This window comes from Pseudomonas sp. GW821-FHT09C09, assembly GCF_059418105.1.
Genome location: NZ_JBWKPF010000012.1, coordinates 35,098 through 49,370, shown reverse-complemented (window position 1 = coordinate 49,370; position 14,273 = coordinate 35,098). Strand labels below are relative to the sequence as shown.

Sequence of the window (14,273 nt, the reverse complement as noted above, 5' to 3'; positions counted from 1 at the left end):
ACTGAATGTCGCGGATTCAGCGGGCTCCAGCGCTGTTGCAGACTTCGCAAGAATACATTGCACAAATCGAGCGTTTACTTAGCAGGCTAACAAATTTTATAAAAGAGTCCTGCACACGCCTTGCTGCAGATAACAGAGATTGGAGCTAGCAGATGACTGTAAAAGTAACTGAACGCGACGATTCACACATGTCCCATGAAGGCGTAGCCGCCGGCGTACGGATCTGGGATGTGCATCAACAAGACTTGCTGGTCGGCATGTTCCACAACGAGATCGACGCCCACAACTACAAGGCCGAACTGGAACTGCAAGAACGGCAGCGGGATCTGAAATCCGCCTGAACCGAAACCACAGCATTGAAAACGACAAACCCCGCCATTGGCGGGGTTTGTCGTTATCGGGTGTTTCAGGACCGCGTCGCGGCCCGACGGAACCCGATTACCACATCAGATCATCAGGGATCACATAAGCCGCGTACGGATCGTCCTCGGCATTGACCTCTTCAACCTTCTCGTTGAGCTGCACGATGCGCTGCGGATCGCGCTCCTGAATCTTCAGGGCCGCTTCACGAGGAATCACTTCATAACCGCCGGCATGGTGCACGATCGCCAGCGAACCGCTGCTGAGCTTGTTGCGCATCAGCGTGTTGACCGAGATGCGCTTGACCTTCTTGTCGTCAACGAAGTTGTAGTAGTCCTCGGTGGTCAGCTTCGGCAGGCGCGAGACTTCGATCAACTGCTTGACCTGCGCCGCGCGAGCCTTGGCCTCGGCCTTTTCCTGCTGCTGACGGTTCAGCTCCTGGTCACGCTTGACCTTCTCGGCCTGAGCTTCCTGGGCAGCACGCTGCTGGGAGTCGTCCAGTTCGATCTGGCCCTTGTGGGCCAGACGCTGTTGTTTCTGTTTGTCTTTGCTGACCTGTTTGGCCTGCTTTTGGTTGACCAGTCCTGCCTTGAGCAACTGGTCGCGAAGGGAAAGGCTCATTGATGCTTACTCACTTGGGCAACGGCTCAGCCGCAGCTGGGCAAATTCTTTTCCTGACGTTTGGCTTCACCCCACAGGGCGTCCAACTCTTCGAGGGTGCAATCTTCCATGGGGCGGTGGGTGTCGCGCAATGCCTGTTCGATAAAACGGAAGCGTCGTTCGAACTTGCCATTGGCGCCACGCAGTGCAGTTTCCGGATCGACCTTCAGGTGCCGGGCCAGATTGACCACGGAAAACAGCAGGTCGCCGATTTCGTCCGCCACCGCTTGCGGATCATTCTCGGACATGGCTTCGAGCACTTCATCGAGCTCCTCGCGCACCTTGTCCAGCACCGGCAGGGCGTCCGGCCAGTCGAAACCGACCTGCCCTGCGCGCTTCTGCAATTTGGCCGAGCGGGACAACGCCGGCAACGCAGCCGGTACATCGTCGAGCAGTGACAGTTGCTGCGGCTCGGCGGATTTCTCGGCGCGTTCTTCGGCCTTGATCTCCTCCCAGCGCTGCTTGACCTGCTCTTCGTTCAGACGCGGCACGTCCAGCGGCGCATACAGATCGCCGGTGGGGAATACGTGTGGATGACGACGAATCAGCTTGCGGGTGATGCTGTCGACTACCCCGGCAAATTCGAACCGCCCTTCTTCCCGCGCCAGCTGGCTGTAATACACCACCTGAAACAGCAGATCGCCCAACTCGCCCTGCAAGTGATCGAAGTCGCCGCGCTCGATGGCGTCGGCGACTTCGTAGGCTTCCTCGAGAGTGTGCGGGACGATGGTCGCGTAAGTCTGCTTGATGTCCCACGGGCAACCGTACTGCGGATCCCGCAGACGGTTCATCAGGTGCAACAGGTCTTCAAGGCTGTAGGTCGGTTTCATGGAGTCCGGTTACGTCGCGTCTCGATGATGTTCGGCAACTGGGAAATCCGCCCCAGTAACCGGCCCAGTGCGTCCAGTCCCGGAATCTCGATGGTCAGGGACATCAGCGCAGTGTTGTCCTCTTTGTTCGAGCGGGTGTTGACCGCCAGCACGTTGATCCGCTCGTTGAGCAGCACCTGCGAAACGTCACGCAGCAGACCGGAACGGTCGTAGGCGCGGATGACGATGTCCACCGGATAGGTGAGCACCGGCACCGGGCCCCAGCTGACCTGGATGATCCGCTCCGGCTCGCGCCCGGCCAGTTGCAGCACCGAGGCGCAGTCCTGACGGTGAATGCTCACGCCGCGCCCTTGAGTGATGTAACCGACGATCGCATCGCCCGGCAACGGCTGGCAGCAGCCGGCCATCTGGGTCATCAGGTTGCCGACGCCCTGGATCTGGATGTCGCCGCGCTTGCCCGGCTTGTAGCCGGTGGCCTTGCGTGGAATCAGTTCCAGCTGTTCGTTGCCGCGCTCCGGCTCGACCAGTTGTTGCGCCAGGTTGACCAGTTGTGCCAGACGCAGATCGCCGGCCCCGAGGGCGGCGAACATGTCTTCGGCGGTTTTCATGTTGGCCTTGTCGGCCAGCTTGTCGAAATCCACCGCCGGCAGACCGAGGCGATTGAGTTCACGCTCGATCAGGGTCTTGCCCGCCGCGACGTTCTGGTCGCGAGCCTGCAGCTTGAACCAGTGAACGATCTTCGCCCGCGCCCGGGACGTGGTGACGTAACCGAGGTTCGGGTTCAGCCAGTCGCGGCTCGGCGTGCCGTGCTTGCTGGTGATGATCTCGACCTGTTCGCCGGTCTGCAGGCTGTAGTTGAGCGGCACGATGCGCCCGTTGATCTTCGCGCCACGGCAGTTGTGACCGATTTCGGTGTGCACGCGGTAGGCGAAGTCCAGCGGCGTCGCGCCCTTCGGCAAGTCGATGGCGTGACCGTCCGGGGTGAAGATATAGACCCGGTCCGGTTCGATATCGACCCGCAGCTGTTCGGCCAGGCCGCCGATGTCGCCCAGTTCCTCGTGCCACTCGAGCACCTGACGGAGCCAGGAGATTTTCTCTTCGTAGTGGTTCGAGCCGGATTTGACGTCGGTACCCTTGTAACGCCAGTGCGCGCAGACGCCGAGCTCGGCTTCTTCGTGCATCGAATGGGTCCGGATCTGGACTTCCAGCACCTTGCCTTCCGGACCGATCACCGCGGTGTGCAGCGAGCGGTAGCCGTTCTCTTTCGGGTTGGCGATGTAGTCGTCGAACTCTTTCGGAATGTGCCGCCACAGGGTGTGGACGATGCCGAGCGCGGTGTAGCAGTCGCGCATTTCCGGCACCAGCACTCGTACAGCGCGCACGTCGTAGATCTGGCTGAACTCCAGACCCTTGCGCTGCATTTTGCGCCAGATCGAATAGATGTGCTTGGCCCGGCCGCTGATGTCGGCGTCAACGCCGGTGGCCTGCAATTCGTCCTTGAGCTGGGTCATCACATCGGCGATGAAACGCTCACGGTCGAGCCGCCGCTCGTGCAGCAACTTGGCGATCTGTTTGTATTGATCAGGCTCGAGGTAACGGAAGGACAAGTCCTCCAGCTCCCATTTGATATGGCCGATGCCGAGACGGTGGGCCAGCGGCGCATAGATGTCGAAGACTTCCCGGGCGACCCGGTTGCGCTTCTCGTCATCGGCGGTTTTCACCGCACGGATCGCGCAGGTGCGTTCGGCGAGTTTGATCAGCGCAACGCGTACGTCGTCGACCATCGCCACCAGCATCTTGCGCAGGTTTTCCACCTGGCCCTGGGTGCCCATCACCATCGACTGGCGCGGGCTGAGACTGGCACTGATCGCCGCCATGCGCTGCACGCCGTCAATCAGTTTGGCGACCACCGGGCCGAAGCGCTGGCTGACCGCTGCCAGTTCGATCTGGCCTTCGCGCACGCCACGGTAAAGCACCGCCGCGACCAGCGAATCCTGATCGAGCTTGAGATCGGCGAGGATCTCGGCGATCTCGAGGCCGGTGCTGAAACTGCCGCTGCCTTCGGACCAGAGATTCTTTGCCGCGTTGGACTGTTGCTCGGCCTGTCGAGCGTACTCACAGGCCTCCTTCAAGGCTTCGCGATCCAGTGCCAGATCGACACTGACCGCATGATCGAGCCAAGCCTCGAGATTGATACTGCCGTCGGTGTTGATCGGCTGGTGTGCTCTCACCTGTACCATCTTGCTTTACCTTCCCTACGACGCAGACTCAATGCGTCAAATCACTGACCTTGATTGCCCGTGCGCACTCGCGGGGCTAAGACGAGTGCTGCACGGGCCGATCAGTCGGATCAGACGAGCCATCCTAGCTCGCTTCAAATAACGCCATGGCCTCGACATGTGCCGTCTGAGGAAACATATCGAGAATCCCGGCACGTTTTAACCGGTAGCCCTGCTTGATCAATTCGACCGTATCGCGCGCCAGAGTTGCAGGGTTGCACGACACATACACCAACCGCTCGGCACCCAGGGTCGCGAGCTTGCGCACCACCTCGAAAGCACCGTCACGCGGTGGGTCCAAGAGTACCGCAGAAAAGCCGTTTCCGATCCATTCGGCATCGGTCAAAGGCTGGGATAAATCGGCCTGAAAAAACTTTGTGTTATGCAAATTGTTACTGGCAGCGTTGGCGGCGGCGCGATCGACCATGGTCTGCACGCCTTCGACCGCCACCACTTCACGCACGGTTTTGGCCAGCGGCAAGGCAAAGTTGCCCAGACCGCAGAACAGGTCGAGCACGCGCTCATCGGCGGTCGGTTTCAGCCAGTCCAGCGCCTGGGCGACCATGGCTTCGTTGACCCCGGCATTGACCTGAATGAAATCCCCCGGCCGCCAGGCCAGCTCCAGATCCCACTGCTCAAGGCGATAACCCAGCGACTGCGTGGCATCGACCGGCTGCGGCTCACCTTCGCCGTGCAACCACAACTGCGCCTCATGGAAGGCGCAGAAATCCTTGAGGATCGTCAGGTCAGCCTCGGACAACGGCGCCATGTGACGCAGCAGAACGGCCAGAGACGAGCCACTGAACAATTCCACATGCCCCAGCGCCTGAGGTTTGCTCAGGCGACGGAGCATCTCCGGCAAGCGGGTCATGATCGGCTGCAAGGGCTGTACCAGCACCGGGCATTCGTTGATCGCCACGATGTCCTGACTGCCGGCAGCGCGGAAACCGACCTCAAGGGTTTTGGCCTTGCTGTCCCAGCGCACGGCAATACGGGCGCGGCGACGGTAGCCGAATTCCGGACCGCTCAAGGGTGCGGCCCATTCCTCGGGCTCGACGCCGGCAACTCGTGAAAGCTGTTCGGCGAGCATGCGCTGTTTCAGGGCAAGCTGTTCGCCGTGGGGCAGATGCTGGACGCTGCAACCGCCGCAACGCCCGGCGTGCTGACAAGCTGCCGGGCGACGCAATTCGCTGGCGGTGAACACACGCTCGGTGCGCGCCTCGACCACTTTGCCGTGGGCGCCAAGCACCCGCGCCTCGACCTCTTCACCGGCGAGGGCGCCGAGGACGAACCAGGTCTTGCCTTCAAAAAACGCGATGCCGCGACCGTCATTGGCCAGGCGCTCGATCTTCAAGCGCTGCTTTTTGCCAGTCGGGAGTTGCGGGGCCTTGCTTCCGCCAGCGGGCTGGAAGCGCAGGCCTCTATCGTGCTTGGCCATCAGTTGGCCGCGTCGAAAATGCCGGTCGACAGGTATCGGTCGCCACGGTCACAGATGATCGCGACGATCACCGCGTTTTCAACTTCTTTGGACAGGCGCAACATCGCTGCCACCGCACCGCCCGAGGACACGCCACAGAAGATGCCTTCTTCCCGGGCCAGTCGACGGGTAACGTCTTCGGCTTCGCTTTGCGCCATGTCGACGATACGGTCGACACGATCAGCCTGATAAATCTTCGGCAGGTATTCCTGCGGCCAGCGGCGGATGCCGGGAATGGCCGAGCCTTCCATCGGTTGCAGGCCGATGATCTGCACGCTGTCGCTCTGCTCTTTCAGGTAGCGCGACACGCCCATGATGGTCCCGGTGGTCCCCATGGAGCTGACGAAATGGGTAATGGTGCCCTGGGTCTGACGCCAGATTTCCGGGCCGGTGGTGGTGTAGTGCGCTTCGGGGTTGTCGCCATTGGCGAACTGATCCAGCACCTTGCCACGACCTTCGGCTTCCATCCGCTGAGCCAGATCGCGAGCGCCTTCCATGCCCTCTTCCTGGCTGACCAGAATCAGCTCCGCGCCGTAAGCGGTCATCGCCGCCTTGCGCTCGGCGCTGGAGTTGTCCGGCATGATCAGGATCATCTTGTAACCCTTGATCGCGGCAGCCATCGCAAGGGCGATCCCGGTGTTGCCCGAGGTCGCTTCGATCAGCGTATCGCCGGCGTGGATCTGCCCGCGCAACTCGGCACGGGTGATCATCGACAGCGCCGGACGATCCTTCACCGAACCCGCAGGGTTGTTCCCTTCGAGCTTGAGCAATAGGGTGTTGCTGGTGACACCGGGCAGGCGCTGCAAACGCACCAGCGGCGTGTTGCCGACGCAATCGGCGATGGTTGGGTACTGCAAGGTCATGGCGTTTTTCGCAATCCGGACAGCGGGGGCGCCTATCATACCGGCAAACCTGCGCGGCCCATATCACGCAAAGTGCGGTGCTTATGGTTTCTTGGAATAAGCAGTAAAAGTCTCACCAGTGACGAGACTTTTTAAAGAGTGTCAGCAGTGCTGACACTTTCTTGTGCCGCTCACACAATCTGCGGACGACTCATGTCCACTGTGGGAGCTGGCTTGCCAGCGAAAGCGTCGGGACTGACGGCACTGTCATCCGCCACCAACCGCAGATTCAATCGCAATCCCGACTGGCCGTTCTCGGCCCATAAAGTCCCGCCCTGGCGCTGCACCGCATTCCTCGCAATGCTCAACCCCAGACCAAACCCACCGTCCCCCGGCCGCGAGCCGTCGAGCCGGGTGAACGGCGAGAAGATCCGTTCAAGATCCGCCTCGGCCACACCGCCGCCCTCGTCCTCCAGCCATAGATGCCAGTAATCCCCGTCACGCCGTCCATCCAGCCGCACGATGCCGCCCTTGGGCGAATGCCGGATCGCATTGCGCAGGATGTTTTCCAGCGCCTGGGCCAGGGTATTGAGGTTGCCGCGCACCCAGCACGATGCATCCACCGCACATTGCAACTGCCCTGTCGGACAGCAACTTTCGTAACAGGCGTTTTCCGTGAGCATTTCCCACAGGGCCTGGATCTGGATCGCTTCGTCCGGCAGCGGTGCACGTTCGGTTTCGAGCCAGGCCAGTTGCAGGGTGTCTTCGACCAGCCGCTGCATGCCATCGACTTCGCGGCCAATGCGCTCGCGCAACGGCAACAGCTCCTGCTCGCTTTCGCTGGCCACCCGCAGGCGACTCAGGGGTGTGCGAAGTTCGTGGGACAGGTCGCGCAGCAATTGCTGCTGCAGGGCAACGGTCGATTGCAGGCGTTCGGACATCGAATCGAAGGCCCGGGCCAGTTCGCCGAGCTCGTCCGGGCGCTGGGTGATGCCGCTCGACAGGCGCACATTCAATTGATCGGCGCGCCACGCGTTGGCCTGTTCACGCAGGTTGTTCAGCGGCACCACCAACAAACGGTAAAGGCCCACGCACAGCAGCAAGGTGAACAGACCGGGGATCACGCCATTGGTGATCACTCGCCAGAACACTCGATACTTGCCCGGCAGGAATCGCTCAGGCAGCTCGATGACCAGGCTGCCGGCGGCCGGTTCTGTGGGGAATGGCACGCGCAACCACGGTCGGCCCTGCTTGTGAATCGGCCAGTCGAGGCCGCGCAGAAAGGTCAGGTGCTGGATTTCCTGTGCGTTCAGCGGATCACTGCTCAGCGACTGCAGGTTGCCGCCGATCACGCCAACCCAGCCGGCCTCGCGCAATTCCATGCTCTGCAACCAGCGGTCAATGCCAACCCGCTGATCGCGCTGCCACGCCGCTTCGGCTTCGGCGGCATAACGGGCCAATGTGCCGCGCGCCTCGTCGGAGAGGAACTGGTTGCGCTCCTCCATATAGCGGCCCCAGGACCAGCTCAACCAGATCATCAGCAGACAGAACGCCACCAGCAGACAGGCCAGTTTCCAGAACAGCGAATGCCGGCCCGGCAGATCAGACACCTTCATCGACGGCGCTCAGAACATAGCCCTTGCCCCACACCGTGCGCACTTCCCGCTCGGTGTAGCCGATCGATTTGAGTTTGCGGCGGATCTGGCTGATGTGCATGTCGAGGCTGCGGTCGTGGGCCGCGTAGCCGCGCTGAAGCACATGCTGATAAAGGAAGGCCTTGCTCAGCACCTCTTCATCATTGCGATTGAGGGTTTCCAGCAAGCGGTATTCGCTGCGGGTCAGGCCGGCGGGCTGATCGTGGTAGGACACCTCGCACTGCTCATCGTCGAAATGCAGACCGCCCGCCGCTACAGGCTCAACGCTGATTGCCGGACGCCGATCGAGGGCGACCCGCCGCAGGATCGCTTCGATCCGCACGTGCAGCTCGGCCATGCTGAACGGCTTGGGCAGATAGTCGTCGGCCCCCAGGCGAAAACCGCTGATGCGATCGGCCTCGGCCCCCAGCGCCGACATCAGCAGCACCGGCGTGGAATGGCTCTGACGCAGTTGCGTCAGCACATTCAGGCCGTCGAGCCCCGGCAGCAGAATGTCCATCAACACCACATCGAACGGCTGGCGCCGGGCGATGCTCAGGCCTTCGCTGCCACTCTGGCACCAGGTGACCTGGAAGCCGCTGCGCCCCAGTTGCTCGTGAACATAGGCACCGAGTACGGGATCGTCCTCGATGGAAAGAATGCGTGGCTGGCCAACAGAGACAGGAGTCATGACTATCTGCAAATAATTCTCAGTTGGGCGATTATTCAAGATTGCCCGCCGCCCGGCAACCCAAGGTTGACCTGCCGGACAAATGACCGGCATCGAAACGACCGATCACGACATGATTTTTCCCGGGAATGCCCGCAAGCAAATCGCTACACTGCGCCCATGCCGCGTGCCGGAAGCACGCAAGAGTCAATGATCAGCGGGATGCAGGAGATAGGCGTGCTCAAGAAACTGGGAATCAAAGGTCGCGTGTTGCTGCTGACCCTGTTGCCGACCAGCCTGATGGCGCTGGTGCTGGGCGGCTATTTCACCTGGACGCAGCAGTCCGACCTGCAGGCCCAATTGATGCAGCGCGGCGAAATGATCGCCGAGCAACTCGCTCCGCTGGTGGCGCCGGCCATGGGCCACGGCGATGCCGAACTGCTTGAGCGCATCGCCACCCAGTCCCTTGAACAGCCGGACGTGCGCGCGGTGACCTTCCTCGCGCCCGACCGCTCGCCGCTGGCCCACGCCGGCCCGACCATGCTCAACCAGGCCCCCAGCGGCGACAGCACACAATTGCTGCGGCGCAGCGGCAACGACGCCACCCGCTATCTGATGCCGGTCTTCGGCAAGCATCGCAACCTTGCCGGCGAACTGATCCCTGAAGAGTCCGACCGCCTGCTCGGCTGGGTCGAGCTGGAACTCTCACACAACGGCATGTTGCTGCGCGGTTACCGCAGCCTGTTCGCCAGCCTGCTGCTGATTGCGGCGGGACTGGCCGGCGCCGCATTGCTGGCGCTGCGCATGGGCCGCACGATCAATCGCCCGATCAGCCAGATCAAACAGGCAGTCGCGCAACTCAAGGACGGTCATCTGGAAACCCGCTTGCCGCCCCTCGGCAGTCAGGAGCTGGATGAACTGGCATCCGGCATCAACCGCATGGCCGGCACCCTGCAGAACGCCCGGGAAGAATTGCAGCACAGCGTCGATCAGGCCACCGAAGACGTGCGCCAGAACCTGGAGACCATCGAGATCCAGAACATCGAGCTGGACCTGGCCCGCAAAGAAGCCCTGGAAGCGAGCCGGATCAAGTCCGAGTTCCTCGCCAACATGAGCCACGAAATCCGCACGCCGCTCAACGGCATTCTCGGTTTCACCCACCTGTTGCAGAAAAGCGAGCTGACCCCGCGCCAGCTCGACTATCTGGGCACCATCGAAAAATCCGCCGACAGCCTGCTGGGGATCATCAACGAAATTCTCGACTTCTCGAAGATCGAGGCCGGCAAACTGGTGCTCGACCATATCCCGTTCAACCTGCGCGATCTGTTGCAGGACACCCTGACCATCCTCGCCCCTGCCGCCCACGCCAAGCAGCTGGAACTGGTGAGCCTGGTCTATCGCGACACGCCGCTGTCGCTGGTCGGTGATCCGCTGCGGCTCAAGCAGATCCTCACTAACCTGGTGAGCAACGCGATCAAGTTCACCCGCGAGGGCACCATCGTCGCCCGTGCCATGCTCGAAGAAGAACACGAAGACAGCGTGCAATTGCGCATCAGTATTCAGGACACCGGCATCGGCCTGTCGAACCAGGACGTGCGCGCGTTGTTCCAGGCGTTCAGCCAGGCTGACAACTCGCTGTCGCGCCAGCCCGGCGGCACCGGTCTCGGTCTGGTGATTTCCAAGCGTCTGATCGAACAGATGGGCGGCGAGATCGGCGTCGACAGCACCCCGGGCGAAGGCTCGGAATTCTGGATCAGCCTGAGCCTGCCCAAGACCCGCGACGATGCCGAAGACCTGCCCGCCGCGCCATTGCTCGGGCGCCGGGTGGCGGTGCTGGAAAACCACGAACTGGCGCGTCAGGCCTTGCAGCATCAACTGGAAGACTGCGGACTCGACGTCACGCCGTTCAATACCCTGGAAAGCCTGACCAATGGCGTCACCGGCGCCCATCAGACCGATCAGGCCATCGATCTGGCGGTGCTCGGCATCACCAGCAACGACATGCCGCCGGAACGCCTCAACCAGCACATCTGGGATCTCGAACACCTCGGCTGCCGGGTACTGGTGCTGTGCCCGACCACCGAACTGACACTGTTCCATCTCTCGGTGCCCAACCCGCACAGCCAGCTCCAGTCCAAACCGGCCTGCACCCGCAAGCTGCGCCGGGCACTGTCGGACATGGTCAACCCGCGCCAGACACGCAGCGAACCCGGCGAACCGCTGTCGAGCCGTGCGCCGAAAGTGCTGTGTGTCGACGACAACCCGGCCAACCTGTTGCTGGTGCAGACATTGCTCGAAGACATGGGCGCCAAGGTCTTGGCCGTGGAAAGCGGCTATGCGGCGGTCAAGGCCGTGCAGAGCGAAACTTTCGATCTGGTGCTGATGGACGTGCAGATGCCGGGCATGGACGGGCGCCAGAGCACCGAGACGATCCGCCAGTGGGAAAGCGAGCGCCATTGCACGCCGCTGCCGATCGTCGCCCTCACCGCCCACGCCATGGCCAACGAAAAACGCGCACTGCTGCAAAGCGGCATGGACGACTACCTGACCAAACCGATCAGCGAGCGGCAACTGGCGCAGGTGGTACTGAAATGGACGGGACTGGCGTTGCGCAATCATGCACCGGACCGTGGCGGTGAAAGCCTCGTGGGGCATCAGGACCTGCCGGTACTGGATCACGAGGAAGGCTTGCGCCTGGCCGCCGGCAAGGCGGATCTGGCGGCGGACATGCTGGCCATGTTGCTGGCTTCGCTCGAGGCCGACCGTGAAGCCATTCGCACGGCCCGCGACAATCAGGATCAGAACGGTCTGCTCGAACGGGTGCATCGTCTGCACGGTGCCACCCGCTATTGCGGCGTTCCACAATTGCGCGCGGCCTGCCAGCGCAGCGAAACCCTGCTCAAGCAGGAAGATCCCAAGGCCTCAACCGCCCTGGATGAACTTGAGCGGGCGATCAATCGTCTGGCGGCGCAGGCGAAGATCAGCGCCTGATCCACGGCAATGCCGGTCAACGCCGACGTGGCTAAAGTGGTCGCGGGTGATTCGCGCCCGCGTCGATGCTTCAGGAGGATTGCATGCGCACGATCGTTTTCAGCAGCCAGACCTACGACCGCGACAGTTTCCTTGCCGTCGACTGCCCGGCCGGCATCGAGCTGCACTTTCAACCGGCTCGACTGAGTCTCGACACGGCACCACTGGCCGACCGGCACGAAGTGGTCTGCGCCTTCATCAACGACGACCTCAGCGCTCCCGTGCTGGAACGTCTGGCGGCCGGCGGAACCCGGCTCATTGCCCTGCGCTCGGCGGGTTACAACCATGTCGACCTGAACGCCGCCAAACGCCTGGGGCTGGTGGTCGTGCGCGTTCCGGCCTACTCGCCCCACGCAGTGGCCGAGCATGCGGTGGCGCTGATTCTTGCGCTCAATCGCCGACTGCACCGAGCCTACAACCGCACCCGCGAAGGCGATTTCAGCCTGCACGGCCTCACCGGTTTCGATCTGGTCGGCAAGACTGTCGGCATTGTCGGCACCGGACAGATCGGCGCGACATTCGCGAAAATCATGCATGGTTTCGGCTGCGAGTTGCTGGCCTTTGACCCGTATCCAAATCCGGCCGTCGAAGCCCTGGGGGCGCGCTATCTCAGTCTGCCGCAACTGCTGGAGCAATCGCAGATCATCAGCCTGCACTGCCCGCTCAACGAGCAGAGCAAGCACCTGATCAACCGTGATTCGCTGGCGCACATGCAGCCGGGCGCGATGCTGATCAACACCGGCCGCGGTGGCCTGGTGGACACGCCGGCGCTGATCGACGCCCTGAAGGACGGTCAGCTGGGTTATCTGGGGCTGGATGTTTACGAAGAAGAGGCGCAGCTGTTTTTCGAAGACCGCTCCGACCTGCCATTACAGGACGACGTACTGGCGCGGCTGCTGACCTTCCCCAACGTGATCATTACCGCGCATCAGGCGTTCCTGACCCGCGAAGCATTGGGTGCGATTGCCGCGACCACCCTGCATAACATCGCGACCTGGGCGGCGGGATCACCGCAGAACCAGGTCGAGGGATGAACGATCAGGCGTCAGGCAGGAGGCGGCGTCGGAGAAATCGCCACACACAGAATCAACAGACCGAGCCAGCCGAAGCCGATCAGTCGCTGCTGGAAGGAATGCCCCCGGCGCAGCAGGAACCAGACAAAGATCATCGGCATCAGGAACGCCATGATCTTCAACCAGCCTTCGACCGGACGCACGCCGTCGGCATTCAACCGAGGTTCGGCCGCTCGCTCGGCCTGTTGCCGGCGCCGGCGTCCGGCAGCGGCGGGCATGACTTTGGGTTCCGGGGCTGACGCGGGAGCTGCGACGAAAGCTTCGGGAACCGTCTTGTTCCGGGGCAGACTGCCAAAGGAAATCGTTGATGCAGCGGAGTTCGCTTTTGCCGGTACCTGCGCGCCCGTCATCGGAGCCCCGCAATGAATGCACGCCTTCGCTTCGGGGCTGATGCTCCGCTTGCATTCATAACATTCGATCAGCGCCATGTTCCGTTCCTTAGAGATGAAGGCGGCAGTTTGCCACGACTGCGGTGTCGATTTGAACCGGATCGAAGGTCGCACGTGCGCGTTATTCTGCAATCAAGCCCGTGCTAGCATGTCGCGCATATTTGGAGGACCCATGGTCGAACACGATTTCCGCTACACCCTGATGAACCCGCAACACACCCTCACCGAATGCCGCGCCCTGGTACCGGGCCGTTATCAGGTCACCGGCAACGGTGGCTCGATCCGTATCGGTGACGTGCTGGTCGTGACCCTCAAAGGCAGCAAGGACTTGTCCATGCGCCTGACCGTCGACACCGTCCGCCATCTGATCAACCCGCCAGGTCAATGGACCGCGATGACCACCGGCCCGGTGTTCGGCGAACTGGCAATCCACACCTGGCAGGTCAACTGCGACAGCTGCGCCAAGGAGCTGAGCTTCGAATTCGCCGTGGACGCCAAGCTCGGCAAACCGGCAGAGAAACCGGCCGCCACGGCGCGCATCGCCGAGCTGGGCTGGAAAGCCGTCGGAGACGAACACCTGTGCCCGAAATGCCAGGAGCCTGCATGATGAAACACCTGGCCCTGACCGCCGCTGTCGGCGCCGGCCTGATGGGCTGCGCCGCGGAGCCTGTGCAACTGCAACAGGACCGCAGCTACATTCTGGAATGGATCGGCGAGCGGCCACTGATGGATTACAGCCACCTGACCGTGACCCTCGGCGAAGATGGCCGGGCCTATGGCAATGGCGGCTGCAACCACTGGTTCGCGCCCTACACCCTCGATGGCGACAAGCTCAGCTTCGGCAAGATCGGCAAGACCCGCAAACTGTGTGCTCCAGCGCTGATGGAGCAGGAACAGCGTTTCCTGCAGGCCCTGGAGAAAGTCGAGCGCTGGGACGTTTCGCCCATCGAGCAGATGCGCTTCTGGCCTGCCGAAGGCAAGCCGTTGCGCTGGTGGCTGGAAGAAGGCTGAGCCTTCTGATCGTTCCCG

At 62.1% G+C, this 14,273-nt stretch carries 13 protein-coding genes; 5 read left to right on the top strand and 8 right to left on the bottom strand.

The genetic code is table 11. The annotated features are described in order from the left end of the window. Nucleotides 1-152 precede the first annotated feature (152 nt). Nucleotides 153-341: a hypothetical protein gene (locus AC07NR_RS28450; RefSeq protein ID WP_007957795.1), complete on the top strand. Its 189-nt coding sequence runs from the start codon at nucleotides 153-155 to the stop codon at nucleotides 339-341. 97 nt (nucleotides 342-438) lie between these two features. Here AC07NR_RS28450 and AC07NR_RS28445 read toward each other — a convergent pair whose 3' ends face one another. The 7 genes from AC07NR_RS28445 to AC07NR_RS28415 form a co-directional block, all read right to left on the bottom strand. After that, entirely contained in the window at nucleotides 439-981 is a 543-nt protein-coding gene (locus tag AC07NR_RS28445) for a DUF2058 domain-containing protein (RefSeq protein ID WP_007957793.1), read from the bottom strand. A gap of 26 nt (nucleotides 982-1,007) precedes the next feature. After that, nucleotides 1,008-1,850, bottom strand: coding sequence for a nucleoside triphosphate pyrophosphohydrolase (mazG, locus tag AC07NR_RS28440; RefSeq protein ID WP_085710977.1), 843 nt, complete (start codon nucleotides 1,848-1,850; stop codon nucleotides 1,008-1,010). Then, on the bottom strand, nucleotides 1,847-4,090 hold the full coding sequence (relA, locus tag AC07NR_RS28435) for a GTP diphosphokinase (protein ID WP_085710978.1): 2,244 nt from the start codon (nucleotides 4,088-4,090) through the stop codon (nucleotides 1,847-1,849). Before relA ends, mazG begins: the two co-directional genes overlap by 4 nt. A gap of 124 nt (nucleotides 4,091-4,214) precedes the next feature. Further along, complete coding sequence (rlmD, locus tag AC07NR_RS28430; protein ID WP_495079950.1) at nucleotides 4,215-5,567, bottom strand: 23S rRNA (uracil(1939)-C(5))-methyltransferase RlmD; 1,353 nt, start codon at nucleotides 5,565-5,567, stop codon at nucleotides 4,215-4,217. Further along, nucleotides 5,567-6,469, bottom strand: a complete 903-nt coding sequence (gene cysM / locus AC07NR_RS28425) for a cysteine synthase CysM (protein WP_114884822.1) — start codon at nucleotides 6,467-6,469, stop codon at nucleotides 5,567-5,569. Before cysM ends, rlmD begins: the two co-directional genes overlap by 1 nt. Before the next feature lie 170 nt (nucleotides 6,470-6,639). Further along, nucleotides 6,640-8,064, bottom strand: coding sequence for a histidine kinase sensor domain-containing protein (locus AC07NR_RS28420; RefSeq protein ID WP_495079949.1), 1,425 nt, complete (start codon nucleotides 8,062-8,064; stop codon nucleotides 6,640-6,642). Further along, nucleotides 8,051-8,773 (bottom strand): response regulator transcription factor, encoded by a 723-nt coding sequence (locus AC07NR_RS28415; protein WP_134827793.1) that lies wholly within the window; start codon nucleotides 8,771-8,773, stop codon nucleotides 8,051-8,053. Before AC07NR_RS28415 ends, AC07NR_RS28420 begins: the two co-directional genes overlap by 14 nt. 216 nt (nucleotides 8,774-8,989) lie before the next feature. Here AC07NR_RS28415 and AC07NR_RS28410 point away from each other — a divergent pair, with 216 nt between their 5' ends. Together AC07NR_RS28410 and AC07NR_RS28405 are read left to right on the top strand one after the other, a co-directional pair. Next, a complete protein-coding gene (locus AC07NR_RS28410) occupies nucleotides 8,990-11,743 on the top strand; it encodes a response regulator (RefSeq protein WP_495079948.1) in 2,754 nt (917 codons plus the stop codon). A gap of 83 nt (nucleotides 11,744-11,826) precedes the next feature. Further along, nucleotides 11,827-12,816 carry a 2-hydroxyacid dehydrogenase gene (locus AC07NR_RS28405; protein ID WP_248740081.1) on the top strand — a complete coding sequence of 330 codons (990 nt, stop codon included), beginning with the start codon at nucleotides 11,827-11,829 and terminating at the stop codon, nucleotides 12,814-12,816. 11 nt (nucleotides 12,817-12,827) lie between these two features. On the opposite strand, the gene AC07NR_RS28400 is transcribed toward AC07NR_RS28405, so the two are convergent. Further along, a complete protein-coding gene (locus AC07NR_RS28400) occupies nucleotides 12,828-13,283 on the bottom strand; it encodes a hypothetical protein (RefSeq protein WP_495079947.1) in 456 nt (151 codons plus the stop codon). 133 nt (nucleotides 13,284-13,416) lie between these two features. Here AC07NR_RS28400 and AC07NR_RS28395 point away from each other — a divergent pair, with 133 nt between their 5' ends. Both AC07NR_RS28395 and AC07NR_RS28390 read left to right on the top strand, forming a co-directional pair. Continuing rightward, nucleotides 13,417-13,851 (top strand): hypothetical protein, encoded by a 435-nt coding sequence (locus tag AC07NR_RS28395; RefSeq protein ID WP_495079946.1) that lies wholly within the window; start codon nucleotides 13,417-13,419, stop codon nucleotides 13,849-13,851. Next, nucleotides 13,851-14,255 (top strand): META domain-containing protein, encoded by a 405-nt coding sequence (locus tag AC07NR_RS28390; protein WP_085710985.1) that lies wholly within the window; start codon nucleotides 13,851-13,853, stop codon nucleotides 14,253-14,255. The genes AC07NR_RS28395 and AC07NR_RS28390 overlap by 1 nt, the downstream gene beginning before the upstream one ends. The last annotated feature ends 18 nt before the right edge of the window (nucleotides 14,256-14,273 follow it).